The 24271-nt window shown below is 74.5% G+C and carries 20 protein-coding genes; 10 read left to right on the forward strand and 10 right to left on the reverse strand.

Annotation, left to right across the window (positions count from 1 at the left end; translation table 11 throughout):
• The first annotated feature begins 146 nt into the window (after nucleotides 1–146).
• Complete coding sequence (gene eccCa / locus V1L54_RS12015; protein WP_443076598.1) at nucleotides 147–4151, forward strand: type VII secretion protein EccCa; 4005 nt, start codon at nucleotides 147–149, stop codon at nucleotides 4149–4151.
• 578 nt (nucleotides 4152–4729) lie between these two features.
• Here the strand turns inward: eccCa and V1L54_RS12020 are convergent.
• Nucleotides 4730–5968, reverse strand: coding sequence for a S8 family serine peptidase (locus V1L54_RS12020; RefSeq protein WP_330117930.1), 1239 nt, complete (start codon nucleotides 5966–5968; stop codon nucleotides 4730–4732).
• Nucleotides 5969–6195: 227 nt separating this feature from the next.
• Here V1L54_RS12020 and V1L54_RS12025 point away from each other — a divergent pair, with 227 nt between their 5' ends.
• On the forward strand, nucleotides 6196–9540 hold the full coding sequence (locus tag V1L54_RS12025) for a right-handed parallel beta-helix repeat-containing protein (protein ID WP_330117931.1): 3345 nt from the start codon (nucleotides 6196–6198) through the stop codon (nucleotides 9538–9540).
• Nucleotides 9541–9547: 7 nt separating this feature from the next.
• On the forward strand, nucleotides 9548–11692 hold the full coding sequence (locus tag V1L54_RS12030) for a sensor histidine kinase (protein ID WP_330117932.1): 2145 nt from the start codon (nucleotides 9548–9550) through the stop codon (nucleotides 11690–11692).
• A 39-nt stretch (nucleotides 11693–11731) separates the two neighbouring features.
• Here the strand turns inward: V1L54_RS12030 and V1L54_RS12035 are convergent, their stop codons facing one another.
• The 4 genes from V1L54_RS12035 to V1L54_RS12050 all read right to left on the reverse strand — a co-directional run bounded on the left by V1L54_RS12035 (nucleotide 11732) and on the right by V1L54_RS12050 (nucleotide 13691).
• Nucleotides 11732–12049 carry an SCO4225 family membrane protein gene (locus V1L54_RS12035; protein ID WP_330117933.1) on the reverse strand — a complete coding sequence of 106 codons (318 nt, stop codon included), beginning with the start codon at nucleotides 12047–12049 and terminating at the stop codon, nucleotides 11732–11734.
• Nucleotides 12050–12229: 180 nt separating this feature from the next.
• Nucleotides 12230–12553, reverse strand: coding sequence for a DoxX family protein (locus V1L54_RS12040; protein ID WP_330117985.1), 324 nt, complete (start codon nucleotides 12551–12553; stop codon nucleotides 12230–12232).
• A gap of 100 nt (nucleotides 12554–12653) precedes the next feature.
• Nucleotides 12654–12980: a hypothetical protein gene (locus V1L54_RS12045; protein ID WP_330117934.1), complete on the reverse strand. Its 327-nt coding sequence runs from the start codon at nucleotides 12978–12980 to the stop codon at nucleotides 12654–12656.
• A 126-nt stretch (nucleotides 12981–13106) separates the two neighbouring features.
• The gene (locus V1L54_RS12050) at nucleotides 13107–13691 is read right to left on the reverse strand and encodes a sigma-70 family RNA polymerase sigma factor (protein ID WP_330117935.1); all 585 of its coding nucleotides are present in this window, start codon (nucleotides 13689–13691) and stop codon (nucleotides 13107–13109) included.
• Between the two features lie 297 nt (nucleotides 13692–13988).
• Between V1L54_RS12050 and V1L54_RS12055 the strand changes: the two genes are divergently transcribed.
• Nucleotides 13989–14660, forward strand: a complete 672-nt coding sequence (locus tag V1L54_RS12055) for a response regulator (protein WP_330117986.1) — start codon at nucleotides 13989–13991, stop codon at nucleotides 14658–14660.
• Here the strand turns inward: V1L54_RS12055 and V1L54_RS12060 are convergent.
• On the reverse strand, nucleotides 14632–15624 hold the full coding sequence (locus V1L54_RS12060) for a histidine kinase (RefSeq protein WP_330117936.1): 993 nt from the start codon (nucleotides 15622–15624) through the stop codon (nucleotides 14632–14634). The genes V1L54_RS12055 and V1L54_RS12060 overlap by 29 nt on opposite strands.
• Nucleotides 15625–15909: 285 nt before the next feature.
• Here V1L54_RS12060 and V1L54_RS12065 point away from each other — a divergent pair, with 285 nt between their 5' ends.
• On the forward strand, nucleotides 15910–16740 hold the full coding sequence (locus V1L54_RS12065; protein WP_330117937.1) for an AfsR/SARP family transcriptional regulator: 831 nt from the start codon (nucleotides 15910–15912) through the stop codon (nucleotides 16738–16740).
• Between the two features lie 130 nt (nucleotides 16741–16870).
• On the opposite strand, the gene V1L54_RS12070 is transcribed toward V1L54_RS12065, so the two are convergent.
• Entirely contained in the window at nucleotides 16871–18082 is a 1212-nt protein-coding gene (locus V1L54_RS12070) for an RNA-guided endonuclease InsQ/TnpB family protein (RefSeq protein WP_330117938.1), read from the reverse strand.
• A gap of 185 nt (nucleotides 18083–18267) precedes the next feature.
• Here V1L54_RS12070 and V1L54_RS12075 point away from each other — a divergent pair, with 185 nt between their 5' ends.
• Together V1L54_RS12075 and V1L54_RS12080 are read left to right on the forward strand one after the other, a co-directional pair.
• Complete coding sequence (locus V1L54_RS12075; protein ID WP_330117939.1) at nucleotides 18268–18597, forward strand: SCO4225 family membrane protein; 330 nt, start codon at nucleotides 18268–18270, stop codon at nucleotides 18595–18597.
• Nucleotides 18598–18764: 167 nt separating this feature from the next.
• Nucleotides 18765–19136 carry an MmcQ/YjbR family DNA-binding protein gene (locus V1L54_RS12080; protein ID WP_330117940.1) on the forward strand — a complete coding sequence of 124 codons (372 nt, stop codon included), beginning with the start codon at nucleotides 18765–18767 and terminating at the stop codon, nucleotides 19134–19136.
• A 57-nt stretch (nucleotides 19137–19193) separates the two neighbouring features.
• Here the strand turns inward: V1L54_RS12080 and V1L54_RS12085 are convergent, their stop codons facing one another.
• The 3 genes from V1L54_RS12085 to V1L54_RS12095 form a co-directional block, all read right to left on the reverse strand.
• The gene (locus tag V1L54_RS12085) at nucleotides 19194–19625 is read right to left on the reverse strand and encodes an FhaA domain-containing protein (RefSeq protein WP_443076600.1); all 432 of its coding nucleotides are present in this window, start codon (nucleotides 19623–19625) and stop codon (nucleotides 19194–19196) included.
• Nucleotides 19626–19664: 39 nt separating this feature from the next.
• Nucleotides 19665–19874 (reverse strand): hypothetical protein, encoded by a 210-nt coding sequence (locus V1L54_RS12090; protein WP_330117942.1) that lies wholly within the window; start codon nucleotides 19872–19874, stop codon nucleotides 19665–19667.
• Between the two features lie 80 nt (nucleotides 19875–19954).
• Nucleotides 19955–20947, reverse strand: a complete 993-nt coding sequence (locus V1L54_RS12095; RefSeq protein ID WP_330117943.1) for a magnesium and cobalt transport protein CorA — start codon at nucleotides 20945–20947, stop codon at nucleotides 19955–19957.
• Nucleotides 20948–21050: 103 nt separating this feature from the next.
• Here V1L54_RS12095 and V1L54_RS12100 point away from each other — a divergent pair, with 103 nt between their 5' ends.
• From V1L54_RS12100 to V1L54_RS12110, 3 genes are all read left to right on the forward strand, one after another.
• Nucleotides 21051–22037 (forward strand): NADPH:quinone reductase, encoded by a 987-nt coding sequence (locus V1L54_RS12100; RefSeq protein WP_330117944.1) that lies wholly within the window; start codon nucleotides 21051–21053, stop codon nucleotides 22035–22037.
• 69 nt (nucleotides 22038–22106) lie between these two features.
• On the forward strand, nucleotides 22107–22649 hold the full coding sequence (locus V1L54_RS12105) for an SRPBCC family protein (protein WP_330117945.1): 543 nt from the start codon (nucleotides 22107–22109) through the stop codon (nucleotides 22647–22649).
• A gap of 37 nt (nucleotides 22650–22686) precedes the next feature.
• Entirely contained in the window at nucleotides 22687–24258 is a 1572-nt protein-coding gene (locus V1L54_RS12110) for a class I adenylate-forming enzyme family protein (protein ID WP_330117946.1), read from the forward strand.
• Nucleotides 24259–24271: the final 13 nt, after the last annotated feature.

Below are 24271 nucleotides of genomic sequence, written 5' to 3' on the forward strand. Positions count from 1 at the left end.
ATGCCCCGTCCGCACCCGGTCGCCGGGTATCGGCGGACCGGCCGAGGAATCCCGGCGATATCCCGCTCCGCACTCCGGGGCGGAACCGGGCATCCTGTTCCTTGCCGGAAAGCCGGCCGGAAAACCACGAGAAAAGGACGTTTTCGTTGAGCGTGATCCTGTTCCGCAGGCCGGCCCGGCGGCGCGGCCCGGACATGCCGTCCGGGGAGCTGAGCCTCCAGGAACCGCCGACGCTCCCGGAAGTGACGCCCGACTCCTCGGCGGTGTGGACCTACCTGCCGATGGCGCTGATGTCGGTGTCGATGATGCTGATGTTCATGCGGCCGGGCATGACCCGCGGCGGCGGCAGCTTCATCTATCTGGCGCTGGGTCTGATGGTGGTGGCCTCCGCGGCGATGATGCTGGGCCAGATCATGCGCCGCAACGCCGAGCGCAAGCAGCGGCTGAAGGGCGAGCGCCGCGACTACCTGCGCTACCTCGGCCAGGTGCGGCGCAAGGTGCGCTCGGCCATCGCCGATCAGCAGAAGGCCCTGGCCTGGCGCCACCCCCACCCCCACACGCTGGAGTGCCTGGTGCGCACCACCCGGCTGTGGGAACGCCGCGCCACCGACGAGGACTTCGCCGAGGTCCGCATGGGCGTGGGCGACCAGCGCATGGCGCTGAAGCTGAGCCCGCTGTCCACCAAGCCGGTCGAGGACCTGGAGCCGCTCTCGGCCCACGCGCTGCGCAGCTTCACCCGCGCCTACTCCACCGTCCCCGACCAGCCCATCGCGATCTACCTGCGGGCCTGGTCCAAGGTCCTCTTCCGCGGTGAGACCGAGGCGGTGCGCGCCATGGTCCGCGGCATGCTGGCCCAGCTCGCGGTCTTTCACTCCCCCGAGGACGTGTGGATCACACTGTGCGTGTCCGACGAGCGGCGCGAGCAGTGGGAGTGGGCCAAGTGGCTGCCGCACAGCCTCCACCGGCACGAGCAGGACGGCGCCGGCCCGGTGCGGATGATCGTCTCGGCCTTCGGCGAGCTGGAGAACCTGCTGGGCGCGGAGTTCACCGAGCGCCCCGCCGCCGACCCGGACGCCCAGGCCGGCCGGGAGGAGCCCTTCACCGTCGTCGTCATCGACGGTGTCACCGTCCCCGCCGGCCACCGCTTCGACTCCATGGGCTTCCGCAACGCGGTGGTCCTGGACATCGACGGAACGCTGACCTGGCGTCCCGGGCGGACCACGCTCCGTCTGGAGGTCGCCGACGGCCAGGTGGCGCTGGTGCGCACCGACCGGGAGCGCAAGGAGCAGACCACCTCCCTGGGCGCCCCCGACGCCCTGGGACCGGTCACCGCCGAGGCCCTGGCCCGGCTGCTGGCCCCCTACCGGATGAGCACCGGGGGCGTGGACGCCGCCCAGCCGCTGGCCAGCGACGTGGAGCTCACCACCCTGCTGGGCATCCCCGACCTGTACCGGCACGATCCGCCCACCCTGTGGGAGCGGCACACCGGCAGCGCCCGGCTGCGGGTGCCCATCGCCGTCAGCGCCGAGGGCACCCCGGTGGAGCTGGACATCAAGGAGTCCGCGCAGGGCGGCACCGGGCCGCACGGCATGCTCATCGGCGCCACCGGCTCCGGCAAGAGCGAGCTGCTGCGCACCCTGGTGCTGGCGCTGGCACTGACCAACTCCTCCGAGACGCTCAACTTCGTGCTGGTGGACTTCAAGGGCGGCGCCACCTTCCTGGGCCTGGACGAGCTGCCCCACACCTCGGCGGTCATCACCAACCTGGCCGACGAGGTCTCCCTGGTGGCCCGCATGCAGGACGCCCTGCACGGTGAGCTGATCCGCCGCCAGGAGCTGCTGCGCGCGGCCGGCAACTACACCTCCGCCCTGGAGTACGAGAAGGCCCGTGCCGCCGGCACCCCGCTCCAGCCGCTGCCCAGCCTGTTCGTCGTCGTCGACGAGTTCAGTGAACTGCTCGCCGCCCACCGCGAGTTCATGGACCTGTTCGTGGTGATCGGCCGACTGGGCCGCTCCCTGGGCGTCCATCTGCTGCTGGCCTCCCAGCGCCTGGACGAGGGCCGCATCCACCAGCTGGAGGGCCATCTGTCCTACCGCGTCGGCCTGCGCACCTTCTCCGCCATGGAGAGCCGCGGCGTCCTCGGTGTCCCCGACGCCTACGAGCTGCCGTCGCAGCCGGGCAGCGGCTACCTCAAGAGCGGGGTGGACGCCCTCACCCGGTTCCGCGCCGCCTACGTCTCCGGTCCCTACAAGCAGCGCCGGGTCACCGCGCCCTCCCAGGTGGCCAGCCAGGTGGTGCCCTGGTCCTCCGGCTGGGTGGTGCCGCGCACCCGTACCGACGCCGACGCCGCGCAGCCGGAGGAGCCCGGGGCCGACGAGCCGAAGGACGGGGACGAGGGCGAGGAGAACGCGCAGAGTCTGCTGTCGGTCGCCGTGGAGCGGCTGCGCGACTCCGGTCCGCCCGCCCACCAGGTGTGGCTGCCACCGCTGGACACCCCACCCACCCTCGACCAGCTGCTGCCGCCGCTCGTTCCCGACCCCCACCTGGGCCTGACCACCGCCGACTGGCCGATGCGGGGCAGGCTGACCGTCCCGATCGGCATCGTCGACAAGCCCTTCGAGCAGCTGCGCGACCTGCTGACGGTGAACCTGTCCGGGGCCGGCGGCCATGTCGCCATCGCCGGCGGCCCGCAGAGCGGCAAGAGCACCATGGTCCGCACCCTGATCACCGCGCTGGCACTGACCCACACCCCCCGCGAGGTGCAGTTCTACTGCCTGGACTTCGGCGGCGGCACCCTGGTCGGACTGACCGGCCTGCCGCACGTGTCCGGGGTGGCCACCCGGGTGGACACCGAGCGGGTGAGCCGCACCGTCTCCGAGGTCACCTCGCTGCTGGCCCGGCGCGAGAAGTTCTTCCTGGACAACGGCATCGACTCCATGGCCACCTACCGCCGCCGGCGCGCGAACGGGGAGTTCGCCGACGAGCCCCACGGGGACGTCTTCCTCGTCGTCGACGGCTGGTCCACCGTCCGCCAGGACCTCGACCGGCAGATTCCCACCTTCAACGCGCTGGCGGCCCGCGGCCTGAACTACGGCATCCATCTGATCGTCACCACCGCCCGCTGGGTGGAGCTGTCCGCCGGGGTCCGCGACCAGGCCGGCACCAAGCTGGAACTGCGCATGGGCGACGCGATGGACTCCCAGGTCGGCTCGCGCGTGGCCGCCACCGTCCCCCGCGTCCCCGGCCGCGGCCTGACCCCCGACAAGTTCCACTACCTCACCGCGCTGCCCCGCATCGACGGCGTCGAGGACGCCGAGGACCTCGCCGAGGGCATCGAGGGGCTGGTGGCCGCCGTCACCGAGAGCTGGACGGGCCCGGCCGCCCCGGCGGTGCGGATGCTGCCCGCCACCCTGCCCGTGGCCGAACTGCCCCCCGCCGCCGAGGGCGAGTACAACCTGCGCATCCCCCTCGGCCTGGAGGAGAACCAGCTGTCGCCGGTCTGGCACGACTTCTCCGAGAGCCCCCACCTGCTCGTGGTCGGCGACACCGAGTGCGGCAAGACCAACCTGCTGCGGGTGATCGCCAAGGCCATCACCGGCACCTACTCCCCCGCCCAGGCCCGTGTCATGACCGTGGACTACCGCCGCGAGCTGGTCGAGGCCGTTCCCGAGGAGTACCGCCTGGGGCACGCGGTCTCCATGGACGCCCTGAAGGAGTTCGTCGACGGGGCGGCCCGCGCCATCAAGCAGCGCATCCCCGGCGAGGACATCGCCCCCGCCCGCATGCGGCGCTCCGACTGGTGGCACGGGCCGCGGCTGTTCATCCTGGTCGACGACTACGACATGATCGGCTCCGGCCCGATGAACCAGCCCTTCGCGCCGCTCTACGACCACCTCGCCCTCGGCCACGAGGTCGGTCTGCACGTGATCGTCTCCCGTTCCGCCGCCGGTGTCGGGCGCGGCCTGAACGATCCGCTGCTGCGGCGCATGCTGGAGGTCAACACCCCCGCCCTGCTGATGTCCTGCCCGCCCGGCGAGGGCTACCTCTTCGGCAACATCAAGGGGCGCGAGCTCATCCCGGGGCGGGCACTGCGGATCGCCCGCCGCAAGAGCCTGCAGATCCAGACACCGCTGCTGGAGGAGGCCCGGTGACCGGGGCCCGGGCGGGCAGGTGCCCGGCGGGCCCCGCGGAGCGCCGCCCGGGCCCGGCCGCCCGGGGGCGCCCGGGGCAAGGACGGCCCCCCGCCGCACAGCCTCTCCCCCGTTCCCGGCGGGGACGCCCCGGGTACCGGGTACCACGGTTCCTCCGGCGTTCCTCCCCGGCCATGGCGGCCCGGGGGCGCTCCGGGAGGCACCCCCACCCCGGCTGCGACCGGGGAACGCCTCCCTCCGGTGCCACCGGAACCGCCCGGGTGCGCCCGGAGCGAGGACGGCCCCCCGCCGCACCGGCGGGCGGGGCTCCCGAAGACGCGCGGCCACGGGGCGGAAGGGGAGCCGTGCGCCCCCGCGAGGACACCATCGGCGCGGCGGTGCCGGAGCCCGTCCCGGCCGCGCCGCTCCGAGGGGACCGCGAAGCGGGCGGGAGCCGCCGAGCGGGGCCCGGCAGCCGGTCCGTGGCCTCCAGTGGGCCCGCGGCGCCGGCCCCCGTGTCCCACCGTGTCGTCGCACCGCCCGGACACCCCCCGGTGCGGGCGCCGGGGACCGGCCCGCGGCGGGGCGCGGGCCGGGTCTCAGCCCGAGCCGGGCAGCCCGGGCGGTGTCCAGCGGCGGGCCCGCCCCCGGGGGAGCACCACCGCCAGGGCGGCGAGCAGCGCCACCACCCCCGCCGAGACGGCGGCCACGGTCAGCGCCGTGACACGCGGCCCGGGGTCGGCCGGCGGCCGCACCCGGGCGGCGGGCGGAGCGGCGTACTCGTCCATCTCGGCCGTGGTCAGGGAGAGCGCGGCGTAGGGGTCCACCCGCTTCGGGTTGGCCGGGTAACCGGTGGCCGTCAGCCGCCGGCCGACCTCGGCGGCGCTCAGTTCCGGATGGCGCTCGCGCACCAGCGCCGCGGCCCCGGCGACGCAGGCGGCCGCCAGCGAGGCGCCGGAGGCGATGTAGTGGCCCTCGCCGCCCGGTCCGGCGCTGACCATCGACGCCCCCGGTGCCGCCAGATCGGGGTCGTGGGAGGGCGGCGCGTCGCGCTGCCGCAGCCCGTCGGGGCCGAACTCGACCACCGCCAGCACCTCGGGCACCGCCGCCGGCCAGTACGGCCCGCGCGGGGGCTGCCCGCCGTTCGCCTCCACCTCCTCGCGCGATACGGCGTCGGGCGCGGCCGGGGCGACCACCAGGGCGTCCTTGTCCGCGGCGTGCTCGACGGCGGCGGTCAGCTCCGCGCGGCCGGTGCGCAGCGTGTGGCCGACGTAGATGACGTCCGCGCCGCGGTCGGCGGCCTCCCGGATGCCGGCGGCGACCAGTTCCGGGGAGGGCACCCCGCGGTCGTCGGTGCCCTTGAGGGCAAGGATGTCTGCCCCGGGGGCCACCCCCGTGACACCGCTGTCGGAACGCACGGCCCCGGCGATGAGCGCCGCGGCGAAGCTGCCGTGTCCCGCGCAGTCCTGTCCGGCTGCCCCCTCGGCCGTCACCCGGCCCTTCAGCCCGGGGATGCCGGGTGCCACGCCGGTGTCGACGACCGCCACCGTCACACCGCTGCCGTCGGCCAGCCGGTGGGCCCGGGACAGGCCCAGGACCGGGACGGCCCACGGGGCGCCGGTGGCCTTCTGCGCGGAGGGCCCGGTGCACGGCTGCCCCTCCCCCAGCCGCACCGGCAGCGGCGGCAGCAGCGTCACGTCCCCCTCCCCGGAGGAGGGCCGCGACGCGCCGGGCGAGGGCTCGGCCCGCGCCACCGGGGCGGTTCCGGCCGCGGCCACCACGGCGGCGGCCAGGACGGCGGCCAGGAGGGGCGTGCGCTTGGCGGGGATGCTCGACATGGCGCGCATGATAGGCACGCCCCTTCGGCGCGCGCCGGTGGCCTCGGCGGCCGCCGGGACGGGGGGCCGGGTACGGCATACTCCGTCCTGAGCCGCCATCGGGCCCGCCCCGCACGGCGCCGTCCACCCACCCGTTCCCCGCTACCGGTTCTCCCCCCGCACCCTCTCCGCGCACCCGCACACCCCGCGGCGGGCGGCAGCGACGATCCCCAGGAGGTTCAAGGCGCGTGTCACGGCAGTTGCTGACGGTCGGCTCCCAGGGGCCAGGCGCTTTCGCCACCATCGGTGAAGCCCTGACCCAGGCCCGTACCGGGGCGGTCATCCGCGTCGGTCCCGGCCGCTACCCCGAGAACCTGGAGATCACCACCCGGGTGACCCTGGTCGGCGAGGGTTCGCCGGACCAAGTGGAGATCTGTCCCCGCCGGGGCAGCGCGGTCAGCCTGCGGGCCGACACGGTGCTGCTCACCGGGCTGACCCTGCGCGGGTTCGACAAGGACAACCCGGTGCTGGACGTCCCCGCCGGCCAGGTGGCGCTGGACGGCTGCACCGTCAACGGGGCCGGCTGGACCGCGCTGCTGACCCGCGGCTCCGGCTCCCTGGCCGTCCGCGGCTGCCGCATCACCAATCCCGGCGGTGCCGGGATCGTGGAGACCTCCCAGTCCCCGAGCACCATCGAGGACTGTGTCTTCGACAACTTCGGCACCTCCGCGGTGGTCATCGGCGAGCAGGGCCGCCCCACCGTGCGCGGCTGCCGGATGCGCGGCGCCCGGGGCAACGGCATCCTGGCCAACGGCGAGTCCGCCGGCGTGATCGAGGACTGCGACATCTCCGGCAGCGACAAGCCCGCCATCGCCCTGGAGGGCCACAGTTCCACCCGCGTGGTGCGCACCACCGTCCACGACACCGCCGTCGGGCTGCTGGTCACCAGCGTCGCCCGGCCCGAGGTGGAGGACACCGTCTTCGAGGCGATCTCCACCAACGCCGTCGTCATCACCGGCGGCGCCGACCCGTACCTGCGGCGCTGCACCACCCGCCGCACCCAGCAGAGCGGGCTGCTGGTGATGGACCGCTCCCGGGGCGTCCTGGAGGAGTGCGTCTTCCAGGACGCGCGGAACGAGCCGGCCGTCCGCGTCACCGAGGGCAGTTCCCCGCTGCTGCGCGACACGACGGTGCGCGACTGCGGGCACGAGGCCGGCGCGGTGGTCCTCGAACAGGACTCGGTGGCCGAGTTCGACCGGCTGACCGTCACCGGCGCGGCCGGGGTGGGCGTGGCCGTCCGCTCCGCGGCCGACCCGCTGCTGCGGCACGCCCGCATCACCGGCACCGGCGGCCACGGCTTCGAGGCCGCCGACGACGGGCGCGGGCGCGTCGAGCACTGCGAGATCGAGAACGCCGGCGCGGCGGCCGTGCACATATCCGACGACGCCCGGCCCCGCATCAGCGACAGCGTGCTGAGTTCCCCCGCGGCGGCGGGCGTGGTCTTCGGCAAGGGCGCCCTGGGCGAACTGCGCGACTGCCGCGTCACCGGCAGCGGCGAGGCGGGCGTCACCGTGGACGACGGCGCCGAGGCCGTCCTGGAGCGGCTGCGGGTGGAGGAGGCCGGCGCCCACGGCATCCACCTGCTGCGCGGCGCCCGCGCCGAGATCACCGACTGCACCGTCACCGGGGCCCGGGGCGACGGCGTCCGCGCCGACACCGACCAGTCCCTCACCCTCACCGGCTGCACCGTGCGCGAGAACCGCGGTGCCGGGGTGAAGCAGACCCGCCCCGGCGAGCACGTCACCGTCGAGCACCTGATCAGCGCCGACAACGGCGCCGAGGACGCCTGGGGCGAGAACGCCGCCGTCGGCGCCGCCGACACCGGCTCCGGCTCCGGCTCCTCCGGCGGCTCCGCCGGACCGCTGGAGGAGCTGGAGACCCTCACCGGTCTGGAGAACGTCAAGCACCAGGTCCGCACCCTGGTCAACCTCAACCAGCTCGCCGAGCGCCGCAGGCGGCTGGGCATGCCCGTCGCCTCGATGAGCCGCCATCTGGTGTTCGCCGGGCCGCCCGGCACCGGCAAGACCACCGTCGCCCGGCTCTACGGCGCCATCCTGGCGGAGCTGGGCGTGCTGCGCTCCGGCCACCTGGTGGAGGTCTCCCGCGCCGACCTGGTCGCCCAGGTCATCGGCGGCACCGCCATCAAGACCACCGAGGCGTTCAACAGCGCGCTGGGCGGGGTGCTGTTCATCGACGAGGCCTACACCCTCACCCCCGAGGGCGCGGCCTCCAACGACTTCGGCCGCGAGGCCGTGGACACCCTGCTGAAGCTCATGGAGGACCACCGCGACGACGTGGTGGTCATCGCCGCCGGCTACTCCGAGCAGATGGCGTCCTTCCTGTCCGCCAACCCGGGCATGGCCTCCCGCTTCACCCGCACCGTGGAGTTCGCCAACTACTCGGTGGAGGACCTGGTCACCATCACCGAGAGCATGTGCGCCCGCCACCAGTACGTGCTGGGGCCGGGCACCCGCGAGGCGCTGGCCGAGCACTTCGAGCAGATGACCCGGGACGAGACCTTCGGCAACGGCCGCGCCGCCCGCGGGGTGTTCGAGGAGATGATCGACCGACAGGCCTTCCGGCTCGCCACCATGGCCGACCCCGGCGAGGACGACCTGACGCTGCTGCTGCCGCAGGACATCAGCGAGGCCGCCGCCGCGGCCGCGAGCGGCACCGCCGACGGCTCCGGCGGCGCGGAGGAACCCGGCCCGCTGGAGCGGCTGGAGGCCATGGTGGGTCTGGGGGCGGTCAAGCGCGAGGTCACCGACCTGGTCAGCCTGCTGTCCACCGCCCGGCAGCGGGCCGCGGCGGGGCTGCCCGCCCCGAAGCTCAGCAACCACCTGGTCTTCACCGGCCCGCCCGGCACCGGCAAGACCACCGTCGCCCGGCTCTACGCCGAACTGCTGCACTCCCTGGGCGTGCTGCGCTCGGACCGCCTGGTGGAGGTGGCCCGCGCCGATCTGGTGGGCCAGTACGTCGGCCACACCGCCCAGCTCACCAAGGAGGTCTTCACCAGCGCGCTGGGCGGGGTGCTGTTCATCGACGAGGCCTACACCCTCACCCCCGAGGGGGGCTCCGGCAACGACTTCGGCCGCGAGGCCGTGGACACCCTCCTCAAGCTCATGGAGGACCACCGCGACGACGTGGTGGTCATCGCCGCCGGCTACACCGCCGAGATGGACCGCTTCCTGGCCTCCAACCCGGGGCTGGCCTCGCGGTTCTCCCGGACCGTGGAGTTCGAGGACTACAGCACCGACGAGCTGGTCACCATCATCGGCCACCACGCGGCCGCCTCCGGTTACGAGTGCGCCCCGGACACCCTGGCCGCGCTGCGCGCCCATGTGGACGCCATCCCGCGGGACCGCTCCTTCGGCAACGCCCGCCTGGCCCGCCGCCTGCTGGAGAACATGATCACCCGGCAGGCCCGGCGGCTCGCCGGCCTGGACCTGCCCAGCGTCACCGATCTCAAGACGCTGCTCCCGGGGGACCTGCCGGACGCGCCGGTGGCCGCGGCGCAGCGGGCCGCCCGGTGAGCGCCCGGTGAGCACTCCCGGCGGCCGCGGGGACACGCCGGCCGGGGGCGCCCCGGACCCCCCTCCCGGCGCGGTGTTCCCCCGGGTCCTGCGCTCCCGGGCCGCGCGGGACTGGCTGCCGCCGGCGGCCCTGGCCGTCGCCCAGCTGCTGTGGTGGCCGCTGGACGCGCTGCGGCACCCCGGTGCGGCGGGTGCGGTGCCGGTGGGGGCGGGGCTGCTGGCGGTGGCACTGACGGCGGTGCTGCTGGCCCGCCGACGGCGGGCACCGGTCCATGTGCTGGCCGCGGTCACGGCCGTGGCGGCCGTCGCGCCGTCCGTGTCGTTCCCCGGCGCACTGGACGTGTTCGCCGGGGCCGGGGCGGCCCTCGCCCTGTACACGGTGGCGGTGCGGTACGACGCCCCCACCGCCCTGATCGCCGGTCTGACCCAGCTGTGCTGGCAGCTGGTGTGGTCCGCCGCCCTGCACGGCACCGGCGGGGGCACCGCCTTCCTGCTGGTCATGGTGCCGCAGGTGGCCGCCCTCGGCGCCGGGCTGAGCCGGCGCCGCCTGCTGCTGGCGCGCCGCGCCGCGGCGGCGCGGCAGGCCGAGGCCGAGCAGGCCCGGCTGCGGGCGGCCGACGACGAACGCCACCGGCTGGCCCGCGAGCTGCACGACGTCAGCGCACACCATCTGACCTCGGTGGTGGTCTCGGCGGAGGCGGCCCGCCGGCTGGGCGCCTCCCGGCCCGAACTGACCGCCGAGGCGCTGCGGGCCTCGGCCGACGACGGGCGCGCCACCCTGTCCTCGCTGCGCGAGCTGGTGGCCGTGATGGACACCCTCCAGCAGGGGGAGCCCTCCCGGGTGTGGCGGCGCAGGATCGGGGAACTGGCCGCCGGTTTCGCCAAGCTGGGCCGGCCGGTCCGGGTGGAGCTGGCGGCGGAACTGCCCGGACCGACGGGCGAGACGGTCTTCGGCATCGTGCGCGAGGCCCTGACGAACAGCCTGCGGCACGCCCCCGGGAGCGATGTCCGGGTCACGGTGCGGCCGCACCGGGGCGTGCTGGAGGTGGTCGTCGACAACGACGCCCCCGGCGGCGCGAGCGGCGACCGCGCGAGCGGCGGTACGGGCGGCGGCGCGGTGCGCGGTCTGGGGTCCGGACGCGGTCTGGCGGGGCTGCGCCGGCGCGCGGCGGAGGCCGGGGGCCGTCTGGAGGCCGGACCGCGGTCCGGCGGCGGGTGGCGGGTGCGCGCCGAACTGCCCGTCCCCGGCACGGCCCCGCGGGGCGGGCGGCTGCCCCTCCCGGCCGGCCGGCGGGTGGCCCAGGTGGTCGTCGCGCTCCTGGCCTTCTTCAACCCGCTGGTACCCGTGCTGATGAGCGTTCCGGAGGAGCGGGGCCCGTACGACCCGGCGGCCGACGCCCTGTACCTGCTGCTGCTGTCCGTCCACGCCCTGCCGCTGCTGTGGCGGCGGCGCGCCCCGCTGGCAGCACTGGCGGCCGCCCTGGTGTCAGCGCTGCTGTGGCCCGCGGCCGCCGGTTACGGGGCGCTGCCCGCCCCGCTGCTGCCGGCGCTGTGGGCGGGCGCGGCGGTGGAGGGCGCGGTGGTGTACGCCGTGGCGGCACACGGCCGCCACGGCGGGCGGGCACGGTGGACCGTCCCCGTCGCCGGCTGCGTCCTGGGGGCGGTGGTGGGCGCGACCGCGGCCGCCGGGGAGCTGCTGCCGCACCGCTTCGGGCCGGCGGCGTACCTGCTGCTGACCGCGGTGGCGGCCGGTGTCCTGACCCTGCTGTTCGCACTGGTGTGGCGGACGGGGGCGGCCACGCGCGACCGGCGTTCCCGGACCGCGGCCCGGGAGCGGGCCGAGCTCGACGCGACGGTGCGGCAGGCGGAGCGGGCGGTGCGGGCCCAGCGGGAGCACGTCGCCGCCGGGCTGCGGGAGGCCGTGATGGCGCGGGCCGAACGGGTGGTGCGCCACGCCGAAGAGGGGCGGCTGGCGGAGGTGGCCGCCGAGGCCCGCGCGGCGCTGGCCGCCATGCGGGAGTTGCTGGCCACCCTGCACGAACCGGACCGGGAGGGTGCGGGCTCCGGCACCGGAGACGCCGGGAACGCGGTGCCCTCCCTCGCCGGCACCGCCGCCGGGGCGGCGCGGAACGAGACGGCGAACGCCGGGTGACCGGGCCGCGCGAACGGCAGGAGTGCGGGCCGCGCGGTCTCAGTGGACCCCGGTGGTGCTGCCGGACCGTCGCACCGCCCGCACGCACCAGTTGAGCACGGCGGCGTTGACCAGCGCGGCGACCGAGATCAGCAGCACGTAGCCGGCCAGGTTCCCCGCCGGCGGCAGGAACATCAGCAGAACGCTCGTCGGGGCCGTGGCCAGCAGCGGCCACAGGGCGGCGAACGAGGCGTCCTCGTGGTCGACGAAAGCCGTGTCGAAGGCCGCCCAGATCAGCAGGGCGCCGCACAGCGCGAGATAGCCGCGCGCGGTCCACGTCCCGGCCACCGCCGTCAGGACACGCCGTACGACGTTCATGCGTCCCTCTTCCCGTTCCCCGGCGCTCTGCCGGTCCCCGCCCCGCTCCGGTACGCCGCTCAGGCTACCGGTGACGGACCCCGTCCCCCGCCGCGCCGGGACGGCGGGCGACGGGGGACGGGAGTGGTGGGGGTAGGACGGGAGCGGCGGGGGCGGGGCGGGGAACCGGGACGGGGCCGCTCAGCCCAGGAACCGGGTGGCGGCGGCGAAGAGCATGGCCGCCGTGGTGACCACCGCGGGCAGCAGGCGCGCCGGCCGGTCCCCGGCCCAGTGGTGGTACTGCAGGGCGGACGCGGCGAGGAGGAACAGGCCGGAGGCGGCGAAGCCGCTCAGGACGGGCGCGTAGTGGCCCAGCAGCAGGCCGGCGCCGCCCAGCAGCTCCAGCACCCCGACGCCCTGGCGGCCCCGGGGTGAGAAGCCCAGCCGCGCGGCGGGGGTGCGCGGCAGCAGGCGGCCCAGTATGTTCCCCGCTCCGCTCACCGTGAAGAAGGTGCCGTACAGCACGGTCAAGGCTGTCAGCGTGACGTCCACTCGAGTTCTTTCCGTTCCTGTTCGTCCACGTGCTTCGGTGCGTTGCGGGCCGGACACGGGCGCGGCGGCGCCGTCAGCGGAGGCGGCCGGAGCGCGGGTACCGCCGCCGGCCGCCGGGCACCGGTCCGTACCGCGGCGCTCCGGGTACGACCGTCCCCGCGGCGGGTTCCGCATGGCGGATGGTCTCGACGGCCCGCCCCGGGTCGGGACGGGGGACGCCGTCCACCTCGTACGGCCGTACCGCCGCCAGCAGGGCGGCCGTCTCCGCCAGCGCACGCCGCTCACGGCGGCAGGCCGGGCAGCGGATCAGATGCGCGGCGACCGGGCCGCCGCCGGGACCGTCCCCGCCGGAACCGTCCCGGTCACCGCCCAGCGCCCGGAGGGCCAGTCGTTCTCTCACCTGCTCGCAGTCCACGGACCCTTCCCCTCGTCGACCTGTCGGAGTCCACCACCGCAGCTACGCCGCCACCGTCGTGGCGGTTCACTCGCGGCACCCCGGGATTCGGCCGACGGGGCGGGAGGTGTCTCACGCCTCCGCGAGACCGCGCTCCCGCAGCGCCCTGCGCAGTGCCCGCATGGCGTAGTAGGTGCGGGACTTGACCGTGCCGGGCGGGATCCCCAGGTACTCGGCGGTCTGGGCCACGCTGTACTCCAGGTAGTACACGAGCCGGATCACCTCCCGGTGCTGCCCGCTCAGGTCCTGCAGCGCCTCGACGACGACCTGGGAGGTCAGGGCGCGGTCCATGCCGTCCTCGACCGTCGCGTCGAGCTCCTCCAGGGCCATGAACTCCACCGGCCGGAGCCGGCGCGACCGGTGATGGTCGATCACCAGGTTCCGGACGACCGTGAACAGCCAGGGCCGTGCCTCCCGGGCATCGCCGTCCAGGACGGCGGAGTGCCGCCAGGCCCGGGCGGCGGTCTCCTGCAGGATGTCCTCGGCCTTGTGCCAGTCCCCGCCCAGCAGCCGGGCGGCGTACCGCAGGAGCAGCGTGCCGTGCCGCGCGTACAGGTCCCGGACGAACTCCTCGCAGTCGGCGTGCGGGGGCCGGGTGGGGGCGTGTGCCCGGCCGCGGGTGGCTGTGCCCCGGCCGGCTTCCGTGCTCCGCCTCATCGAAGGTGCGTCCTCATCCGTCGGTCGAGCAGCGTCGGGTGCCGCCTCCCGCGCCTCGATGTCCCGGTGCGGGGGCGGGATCACGCTCGCCGGGGTGTCTTGGCCAAACCTTGTCGCCGTCTTGTCGCCGCCGCGGCCCGGCGCCGGTACCCGCTCCCCCGTCACCACGTCGTACGCGCGCCGCGGTTCACCGGTGCTTCCGCTTCCGCGGTGACATGGCCGGAAAGGGCCGGTGCGTGGGAGGATGGCCCGGTGCCGGACGGAGGGGAGACCGGCCCGAGCCGAGGAGTAGGAGCCATCACCGTCCGTGTGCTGATCGCCGACGACCAGGCCGTGGTCCGCGCGGGTTTCGCCGCCATCGTCGACGCCGAACCGGATCTGTCGGTGGTCGGCCAGGCCGGTGACGGCGCCACGGCCGTGGCGCTGGCGACCGAACTGAAGCCCGATGTGGTCCTGATGGACATCCGCATGCCCGGCATGGACGGGCTGACGGCCACCCGGCTGATCATCGAGGGCGCGGGGACGGCCCGGGTCCTGGTGCTGACCACCTTCGACCTGGACTCCTACGTCTTCGAGGCGCTGCGCGCCGGGGCCTCCGGTTTCCTGCTCAAGGACTCCGAGGCCGACGGCCTGCTGTCCGCGATCCGGGTGGTCGCCTCCGGTGACGGTGTGCTGGCCCCGACGGTGACCCGCCGGCTGATCTCCGCCTTCGCCCACGGCGCCCCCGTCCGGCCCGAGGCCGCCGGCACGCTGGACCGGCTCACGCCGCGCGAGCGGGAGGTGCTCTTCCTGGTGGCCTCGGGGCTGACCAACGCCGAGATCGGCGAGCGGCTGAAGGTGACCACCGGCACGGTCAAGAGCCATGTCAACGCGCTGCTGAGCAAACTGGGGCTGCGCGACCGGGTCCAGGCCACCATCCTCGCCTACGACACCGGCCTGATCAGACCGCGCGCCACCCCGACCGGGTAGCGTTCCCGGGCCCGCGCCACCGGGCCGCCGGCCGGTCCGGCCCGGTCGGCAGCCGCACCCGCACCACCCCGGCGGGGTCCAGCTCGGCGTGTCCGCCCGCCGCCTTCGAACGCAGCCGCAGCAGGTCGGCGACCGGCCCCGCGGCGGCCGAGGGCACCCCGGTGACGGTGACGGTGAACTCCTCCCGCCCGTGTCCCAGCACGACCCGGGCGGCACCGGTGTCCCCCGCGCCCAGCGCCGCCTCCACGACCCGGAAGGCCGACAGCCCGACCACCGCGGGCAGACCGGCCAGCGCGGCGGGCGGGGCGTGCAGCGCCACCCGCCGTCCGTCCGCCCGCCGGGCACCGCACAGGCCGCCGATGTCCTCGGCGGTCGGCAGGGGCGCGGGCCCGGCGGCCGGTTCCGGTGCCGGGCCCGGCCACGGATCCGGCGGCCGCAGGGCGGCGGCCAGTTCCCGCAGGGCGGCGAGCGCGGACCGCGCCTCGGCCGCCACGCCGTCCAGCCGCTCCTCCTCCGCCAGGGACACCATCCGGTCCGTCGGGCACCGGACGGCCTCGTACGCGGCACCTCCGGGACGCCCGGGGCGGTCCCCCGTACCGGACGGGCCGTCCGGCGGGAGGACCGCCACCAGCCGCCGCAGCGCCGTCAGCATCTCGCGGCCGGTGCGCACCGCGAGCGTCCGGGCCTCCCCCCGCAGCTCCGGCCGCCGCCCGCCGAGCCGCCGCGCGGCGTCGGCACTCACGACGACCGCGGCCAGATGATGGGCGCACAGGTCGCACCACTCCCGGACCAGCCGCCCGTGCGCCTCCCGCACCGCCCGCCGGCGCGACGCGCGCCGGGCACGCCGCAGCGCGGCCCCGGTGCCCAGCGCCGCCGCGGCGGCGCACAGGAGCACGCACAGGAACACGTACGGGGCCGGACTCGGAACCGCGCTCAGCGCCGCGGCGGTGGTGGTCTCTGTCATGTCGGTACGAGCCTACGAACAGGGCGGCGCCAAGCGGATCCCCCGGTGGTACGGGGCCTTCTCCACCCAGGGATAGAGGCGCCTTTCGTGCCGTCGGCCGAGGAACGGGCCACGGACGGCCGCAATGCTGGTCACATGACGTTTCCGCAGCCCGCCGGGGCAACTCCGCACCGCCGGTCCGGCCCGTCGGCCCGGGTCCCGACCGGCCGGGGGGCCTTCCCCCCGCCGCCTTCCGCACCTCCGGTCCGCGCCCGGCACCGCACGGCACCGGCGGACGTCTGCCGGATGCGTGCGGAGGCGGCGCACCGCGTCCCCGCCGGGGAACGGGGCCGGACCCGCGGTCTGTGGTTCGGCCTGCTCGGGCCGCTGGAGGTCCGCAGGGCGGGTGGCCCGGTCGACCCGGGACCGCCGCAGCGGCGCGTACTGCTCCTCCGCCTGCTGCTGGAGGAGGGGCGGTTCGTCGGCGTGGACCGGCTCTGCGAGGACCTGTGGGCGGGCCGTCCGCCCGCCAAGGCACAGGCCGCGCTGCACGCGCACCTCAGCAGGCTGCGGTCCGCGCTGGAGCCGGACCGCGCGGCACGGGAGCGGGAGCCGCTGCTGGTCCGCGGCCCCGGCGGGTACGCGCTGCGCGCCGACGTCTCCGCCCGGGACTCGGCCGGTTTCGAGCGGTCCCTGGAACTGGCCCGCGCCCTGCTGGCGGACGGGCGGCCGGCGGCGGCCCGTACGGAGGTGGACCGGGCGCTGGGGCTCTGGCGCGGTCCCGCGCTGGCCGAGGCGGGCGACCACCCCTTCGCCGCCGAGGAGGTCCGGCGGCTGGAGGAGGCCCGGATCGCCGGTCGGGAACTGCACGTGGAGGTGCTGCTGGCCCAGGGGTGCCAGGGGCAGGCGGTCGCTGCCGCACGCGCCCTGACCGACCGGGAGCCGCTGCGGGAGTCCTGCTGGGACCTGCTGCTGCGCTCGCTGCGGCAGGCCGGACGGCCCGCCGAGGCGGTGCGGGAGTACGAGCGGTGCCGCCGGCTGCTGCGGGCCGAACTCGGGGTGGAGCCCGGACCGGCGCTGCGCCGGCTGAACGAGGCCATCCGGCAGCACCGGCCCGTGCTGCCGCTGGCGGGCTGAGGAGCCACCGGCGGGGCGCACCCCGCCGCGACAGACGACAAATTGACACAACTACACAGAGATTCGCCGACACGGCGACTCGACGGCACGAACACGACGAGAGGCAGACCGAGTTGACTTCCTCCCCCGCCTAATGGCGGGGGGTTCCAGCGGTCGCCCGCTGGGGTTCCTGCTTCACCGACGACCGCCCCGTCCGGGAGGACTCCCGTTGAGGTCTTACACCGTCTCCACAGGCAGACGCCGCCAGCCCGGCGGCCAGGATGTTGCATGCCGCGTTCACATCGCGGTCATGGGTGGTGCCGCAGTGGTCGCACGTCCAGGTACGGACGTTCAGCGGCAGTTTCTCGCGGACCGTGCCGCAGGCCCCGCACAGCTTCGAGCTGGGAAAGAAGCGGTCGATCACGACGAGGTCGCGCCCGTACCAGGCGCACTTGTACTCCAGCATGGAGCGCAGGTCCGTCCACGACGCATCCGAGACGGCTCGCGCGAGCTTGCCGTTCTTGAGCAGATTGCGGACGGTGAGATCCTCGATCACGACCGTTTGGTTCTCACGGACGAGCCGAGTGGTCAGCTTGTGCAGGAAGTCCCGACGCCGGTCGGCGATCCGCGCGTGCACACGGGCGACCTTACGCCGGGCCTTCTCGCGGTTGGCCGAGCCCTTCGCCTTCCGCGACAGCTCGCGCTGCGCTTTCGCCAGCTTGGCGCGGTCCCGCCGCTCGTGCTTCGGGTTGGTGACCTTCTCCCCGGTGGAGAGCGTCACCAGCGACGTGATGCCCGCGTCGATACCGACCGCCGCCGTGGTGGCCGGTGCCGGCGCGATGGTGTCCTCGCACAGCAGGGACACGAACCAGCGCCCGGCCGCGTCGCGGGACACTGTCACGGTCGTCGGCTCCGCCCCTTCGGGCAGGGGCCGCGACCAGCGGATGTCCAGCGGTTCGGACATTTTCGCCAGGGTCAGTTGCCCCTCGCGCCAGGTGAAGGCGGAGCGGGTGTACTCGGCCGACGCGCGGGACTTCTTCTTCGACTTGAAGCGCGGGTACTTCGCTCGCTTGGCGAAGAAGTTGGCGAACGCGGTCTGAAGGTGCCGCAGTGCCTGCTGGAGCGGAACGGAGGACACCTCCGCCAAGAAGGCCAGTTCCTGGGTCTTCTTCCACTGCGTGAGCATCGCCGAGGACTGTGTGTAGGAGATCCGGCGCTGCTCGCCGTACCAGGCCCGGGTGCGCTCCTGAAGCGCCTTGTTGTACACCAGGCGGACGCAGCCGAACGTGCGCGACAGCTCCGCCGCCTGCTCGTCCGTGGGGTAGAAGCGGTACCGATACGCCCGCTTGACCTGCTGCGTCACGCCTCACACCCTGTCAGTTCCCGTGTGAGTGCCGGGTGTCGGCCGGCGGACGGCGCACGCCGGTCCGCCCTGGCGGCGAACCGGCTTCCCCTGCCCCGCTACGCGGGAGCTCCGTTTCTCCCCCGCAAGCGGGAGGTACCCCCACCCCGGCCCGAAGGCCGGGGCATCCACGAAGGAGAGGCTCGATGAACGACAACCAGCCCAGCACCCTGCGGCGGATCGCCGACAGCGTCGCGGACAACTGGATCGCCCGGGGCTATCTGGCGGTCTGTGCCGCCCTGCTGCTGTGGGTGGCCTTCGACGCGGCCTTCGTCCAGCACGAGGACGCCTCGTTCGCGGGGATATGGCCGATCCTGTTCACCCTCCCGACCGGGCTGATCAACACCCTCGGTCCCGATGAGGGAACGGCCGCGGCGGTGTCCTACTTCGTGCTGACCCCGGTGGCCGCGGTGGTCAACGCCTGGCTGTTCAGCGCCCTGCTGCGCAGGCTGCGCGGCCGGGCCGTCCACGCCTGACCCCCCGCGGCCGGCTGCTCCGGCCGGTGCGGCGCCGTCGGTGCCGCACCGGCCGGAGCAGCCGCGCGTCCGGGACCGCGGCGGGGAAGGCGGGAGGCGCCGGGGGAAGGACGGGAAAAACCGGGGAGACGGTCGAACCGGTGCGCGGGGCTGGCTACCGTAGGGGCGTGATCGATGCCGACGACGTCCGCCGTATCGCGCTGTCCCTTCCCGAGACCGTGGAGAAGGAGGCCTGGCGCATGCCCACCTTCCGGGTGGCGGGCAGGATGTACCTCACCGTTCCGGACGACGAGACCTCCATCGCGGTGCGCTGCCCCCGGCACGAGCGCGAGGAACTGATGGCGGCCGAGCCGGAGAAGTTCTGGGTGCCGCCGCACGAGGCGTCCTCCGCGTGGGTGCGGGTACGGCTGGCGGCCCTGGAGGATCTGGCCGAACTGCGCGACGTCGTCGTCGACTCCTGGCGGCAGGCCGCGCCCGACCGGCTGCGCGAGGCCCACCCGGAGCTGGTGCCGGGCGCGGAGGCCGTCGGCGGGCGGTGAGCCCGCGGTCGGCACGGCCCGGAAGAGGACCCGGCAGAGGGAGCAGTCCCGTCCCCGCTAGTCGTGGCCGGGGAACGCGGCGGCGCTGACGTTGGGGGCGGCGGCACTGGTGACGCGGTAGCGGCCGTTGGGCAGCGGTTCGGAGGTGGTGACGACGCGGACGGTGAGCGGGCCGGCCCACTCGTAGCCCTTGCGCTCCCCGTAGCGCGCCAGGTTCTCGGTCAGGACCTGGCCGCCGTGCCGCGCCAGTTCCCCGGAGACGCCCTCGGGGAGTTCCACCTCGTAGAGATTGGGGGCCACCACCCGGCTGTGGCTGCACACCACGGCCCGGGCGTCGCACTCCCGGCGCAGGGCGGTGAGCAGTTCGGCCTCGGCCGGCTCCCGGCGGAGGATCCTGTCGAGCAGCGCCCGCTCCCAGCGTTCCATCCTCTGTTCCCAGCGGCTCAGCGTTCCCATGGAGGAACGACTGCCCCCGGCGCTTCGTCCCATACGTCCGCCTGGGCGGGTACGGCCCGGCGCCCGGTGCCCTCAGGCCGCGCGCCCGGTCCGCTCCGCCGCGGAGGAGGCCGCCGGGGCGGGCGCCTGGGCGGGCTCGTCGGGCACGGCACGCAGATGGCGCCTGCGCGAGGCGTGCCGCGGCGCCCCCGGGTCACCGCCGAGCATGCGTTCCTCGTAGCGTCCCAGGACGACCAGGACACACAGCATCAGGGGAGGTATGACGAAGGCTGCGACAACCACGGACACTCCATTCCGAAAAGGGCGTTACGTGCGTCGCGTTGCCTCGCGCCTCCGGCTGAAACCCTGTCGTGACCTCGCCGTTACAACCATCCGCTGCGGCGGAAGGCCCGGTACAGCAGACCCGAGAGAAGGGCCATGCCGCCCACGGTGAGCGGATATCCGTAGGCCCAGCCCAGTTCGGGCATGTGCTGGAAGTTCATGCCGTACACACCGGCGACCATGGTGGGGACGGCCAGGATCGCGGCCCACGCGGAGATCCGGCGCATGTCGTCGTTCTGCCAGGTGCCCACCCGGGCGAGCTGGGCGTCGAGCACGGAGTTGAGCAGCTCGTCCAGGGAGCGGACCTCGGTGTCGGTGCGGTGCAGGTGGTCGGCCACGTCGCGCAGGTACGGCAGAAACTCCTCGGGCCACCGGGCGTGCGGGCCGTCGAACAGCTCCCGCACCACCGGGACCAGGGGCTGGACGGCGTCGCGGAACTCCAGCACCTCCCGTTTGAGCGAGTAGATCTCCTCGGTGACGTCGTCGCGCGAGGACGAGAAGACGCACCGCTCCAGTCCGGTGAGCTCCCCGCGCACCTTGCCGGCGGCCTCGCCGTAGGCGTCCACCACCACGTCCAGGACGGCGTGCAGGACCGCGGCGGGGCCGAAGCGCAGTGTCGTGGGGTCGGCCGCCAGCCGGCGGGCGGCCTCGGCGGCCGGATCGGCCCCGCCGTGCCGGACCGTCACCACGAAGCGGGGCCCGAGGAAGACCATCATCTCCCCCGTCTCCACCTCGACCTCCGCCGGCAGGTACCACAGCGTCTTCAGCGCCACCGCCAGCAGTTGGCCGTACCGCTCCCACTTGGGGCGCTGGTGGGCCTGGACGGCGTCCTCGACCGCCAGCGGATGCAGTCCCAGGCCCGCGGTGAGCCGGTCCATGTCGCGTTCCGAGGGGGCGTCGAGGCGCACCCACCCGAACTCCTCGCCGGCCAGGTCCCGCAGGTTCTCCAGCACCGCCCGCCCCGCGTCGGCGGCCTGCCCGCAGTCGACCTCCCGGGCCTCGCCGGATCCCTGCCGGTAAATCACACACCTCATGTCACCCGGATGCTTCGACGGGCCGGATTCATGCCTGGCCGACCTGACAGACACCCCCGGCACGGGGCGACGGCCGGGGTGGCGGGCTGTCAGAATCCGAGCCATGCGTGCTGCCTACATCGAGGAGCTCGGTGGGCCGGACGTCATCCGCCACGGCGAACTGCCCACCCCCCGGCCGGGCCCCACCGACGTTCTGGTGAACGTCGAGGTCACGGCCGTCAACCATGTGGACACCTTCGTGCGCTCCGGAGCGTGGCGCACCCCGGTGGCCTTTCCGTTCGTGATCGGCCGCGACCTGGTCGGCACGGTGGCCGCCGCGTCTCCCGGCGCGCCCGGGTTCGCGGCCGGTGACCGCGTGTGGTGCAACAGCCTGGGCCACGCCGGGCGGCAGGGCGCCGCCGCCGAGCAGGTGGTCGTACCGGCGGACCGGCTCTACCACCTGCCCCCGGGCGTGGATCCCGTCGCCGCGGTGGCCGTGGCCCATCCCGCCGCCACCGCCCATCTGGCACTGTTCACCCACGGCCGGCTGCGTGCCGGGGAGACCGTCGTCGTCATCGGCGGCGGCGGCAACGTGGGCAGTGCCCTGGTCGCGATGGCCTCACGGGCCGGTGCCCGGGTCGTCGCCACGGCGAGCGCCCGGGACACGGAGCGCTGCCGCGCCCTGGGCGCCGCCGAGGTGGTCGACCACCGGGACCCCGGTGTCCTCAAACGGCTGCGGGAGGCGTGCCCGCACGGCGCGGACCTCTACGTCGACACCTCCGCCGGGAACGACCTGGAGGGCGCGGTCGACCTGCTGGCGCGGCGCGGACGTGTGGTGCTCCTGGCCGGGATGCGGACCCGGCCGGTGCTGCCCGCCGGGCCGCTCTACCTCAAGGACTGCTCGGTCGTCGGCTTCGCCATCTCCCAGGCCACGGTCACCGAACTGGCGGACGCGGCCGCGTCGATCAACCGGCTGCTCGCCGAGGGGACGCTGCGCCCGCCGGCCGTCGAGCCGCTGCCGCTGAGCGCCGCCGCCGAGGCGCACCGCCGGCTGGAGGCGGGCACGGTGCGCGGGAAAATCGTTCTCCGCGTGGCCGGTGCGGAGGACTGAGCACAACGACTTGACGGACCATTACGGCGCCCGTTGACCGGCCCCGGTGATTCTCGCAGCATTTTCGACATGAGCGAATCAATCATCGACACCTCTCCCCTTTTCGAACTCCGCGCCGATATCCATGTGTCGGCCTCGCCGCTGGAGGTCTACGACGTCGTCAGCGATCTGGGCCGCAGTGGTGAATGGAGCCCGGAATGCCGGGGCGGTGAGTGGATTTCCGGAGAACCCCGCACGGTGGGGGCCGTCTTCCGCGGCGAGAACCTCCGCAGCGAGGACGTGGTCGGCTGGGCGCCGCTGGTCCGCGGCACCTGGTACACCGAGGCCAGGGTGGTGGCGGCCGAGCCGGGCCGCACCTTCCGCTGGATGATGCTCTCGCACGCCCGCGAGGACCAGGAGAGCGTCTGGGGCTTCGACATGGCGCCCGCGGCCGGCGGCTGCGTACTGACCCACCATTTCCGCATGGGCCGGGCCACCGCCGGAATTCACAAGATAGTGGCCGACCTGGACGAGACGGACCGCAAGAAGTTCGTCCAGGAGTGGACGGAGAAGCTCGAGAAGGACCTCGACGAGACCCTCAAGCGCATCAAGGGCGTCATCGAGAAGCAGTGAGAAGAAATCTCCCGCCGGACGCACGAGAGAGCGAAAAATGCTTCTGCAGCGTATAGGAAACAGGGGGATCCGACTGGGCACGCTCTTCGACCGGGCGGCGGCGCGCCACCCGGCGAGCCCGGTGATCCTCGACCACGATCTCGACATCGCCCCCGAGCGCGGCCGCCGGCTGACCCTGACCGAGGTCGCCGATCTGGTCGACGACTTCGCGTCCCGGCTGTGGGCAGCCGGGATCCGGCCCGGCGAGTACGTCGTGGTCCACAAGACCGACGGCTTCGACATCTCCCTCCTGGCCTGTGCCGTGGCGCGGATCGGCGCGATCCCCGCGCTGCTGTCGCCCAAGCTGGACGGCGGGACCGTCGCCGAGCTGGTGCGCCGCGTGAACCGGCCGTACCTGGTGACCGACCAGGCCAAGCTGGACGGCGAACTGCCGGAGAGGGTCTTCGAGCTGTCCGAGCGGGTGCTCCTGACCTCCGGCGACCACCCGCGGGCCACCCCGCTCGCGGAGTTCGCCGGCGTCCGGCGGGTCTCCCCGGTACGGATGGCACCGGACCATCCGACCCTGATCACGCACACCTCCGGGACCACCGGTACACCGAAGCTGGCCGTCCACACCGGCTTCACCTTCCAGGCCCGCTACCGGCCGCAGGCGACCGTGGTCTTCTCCGCCGTCCGCAGGCGCGAGCCGGTCGCGATCCACGTGTCCTTCGTGCACTCGCGGATGTTCACCGCCATGCCCATCTCGGTGCTCCAGGGACACCCGCTGATCATCCTGCGGGACGACGACCCGGAGAGCGTGGGCACGCTGTTCGCCCAGTGCCCGCCGGGGCTGATCGAGGCGCACCCCAACACCTTCCTGCGCTGGGAGGTACTGGCCGACGACCCGCGCGAGCCGCTGGCCAACGTGAAGTACTTCTCCAGCACCTTCGACGCCATCCACCCCCGGACGGTGCACCGGCTGCTGGGCGCCTCGCGGCGCCGGATGCCGCTGTTCGCCCAGGCGTACGGGCAGAGCGAGGTCGGCCCGATCGCGGCCCGCACCTACACCCGCAGGCGCGGCGCCGAGGCCGACGGCCGGTGCGTGGGGTCCCCCTTCCCCGGCATGACCGACGTGCGGGTGGTCAGCCGCGACGGCAATCCGCCCACCAAGGAGAACCCCGGGTACATCGAGGTCAGGAGCGACGGACGGATCGTCACCTACCTCGGCGAACACGAGCGCTGGAAGAAGCAGGTCAACGACGGCTGGTGGCGCATGGGCGACCTGGGCTACCGCACCAGGTGGGGCTGTCTGCACCTGCTGGACCGCGAGGTCGACCGGATCCCCGGCGTCGACAGCACGCTGGAGATCGAGGACAAGCTCTTCGCGCGGCTGCCGGAGCTGGTGGAGGTCATCATCGTCCCCGACGCCGACCGCCGCCCCGTGCCCGTGGTGTGCACCCGGGACGACAAGCCGCTGGACCCGGTCGCCTGGCAGGCCGCCACGGTGGGTCTGCCGGCGATGGCCGAGCCCGTCCACTGGCGGCTGGAGGACCTGCCGCAGACCGCCACGACGAAGATCAAGCGGCTCGAGCTCGCCCGCCTGCTGACCGCGGGAGGCGATCGGGCGTGAGCCGCGTCCACCG

The organism is Streptomyces rubellus (assembly GCF_036323805.1).
In the GTDB taxonomy this organism is placed as follows: Bacteria; Actinomycetota; Actinomycetes; order Streptomycetales; family Streptomycetaceae; genus Streptomyces.

Excerpts from the sequence above, each read along its gene's own strand:
- V1L54_RS12020 (WP_330117930.1), bottom strand. The coding sequence starts at position 5,968 with ATGTCGAGCATCCCCGCCAAGCGCACGCCCCTCCTGGCCGCCGTCCTG.
- V1L54_RS12035 (WP_330117933.1), bottom strand. The coding sequence starts at position 12,049 with ATGAACGTCGTACGGCGTGTCCTGACGGCGGTGGCCGGGACGTGGACC.
- V1L54_RS12050 (WP_330117935.1), bottom strand. The coding sequence starts at position 13,691 with ATGAGGCGGAGCACGGAAGCCGGCCGGGGCACAGCCACCCGCGGCCGG.
- V1L54_RS12060 (WP_330117936.1), bottom strand. The coding sequence starts at position 15,624 with ATGACAGAGACCACCACCGCCGCGGCGCTGAGCGCGGTTCCGAGTCCG.
- V1L54_RS12065 (WP_330117937.1), top strand. The coding sequence starts at position 15,910 with ATGCGTGCGGAGGCGGCGCACCGCGTCCCCGCCGGGGAACGGGGCCGG.
- V1L54_RS12075 (WP_330117939.1), top strand. The coding sequence starts at position 18,268 with ATGAACGACAACCAGCCCAGCACCCTGCGGCGGATCGCCGACAGCGTC.
- V1L54_RS12085 (WP_443076600.1), bottom strand. The coding sequence starts at position 19,625 with ATGGGACGAAGCGCCGGGGGCAGTCGTTCCTCCATGGGAACGCTGAGC.
- V1L54_RS12095 (WP_330117943.1), bottom strand. The coding sequence starts at position 20,947 with ATGAGGTGTGTGATTTACCGGCAGGGATCCGGCGAGGCCCGGGAGGTC.
- V1L54_RS12100 (WP_330117944.1), top strand. The coding sequence starts at position 21,051 with ATGCGTGCTGCCTACATCGAGGAGCTCGGTGGGCCGGACGTCATCCGC.
- V1L54_RS12105 (WP_330117945.1), top strand. The coding sequence starts at position 22,107 with ATGAGCGAATCAATCATCGACACCTCTCCCCTTTTCGAACTCCGCGCC.
- V1L54_RS12110 (WP_330117946.1), top strand. The coding sequence starts at position 22,687 with ATGCTTCTGCAGCGTATAGGAAACAGGGGGATCCGACTGGGCACGCTC.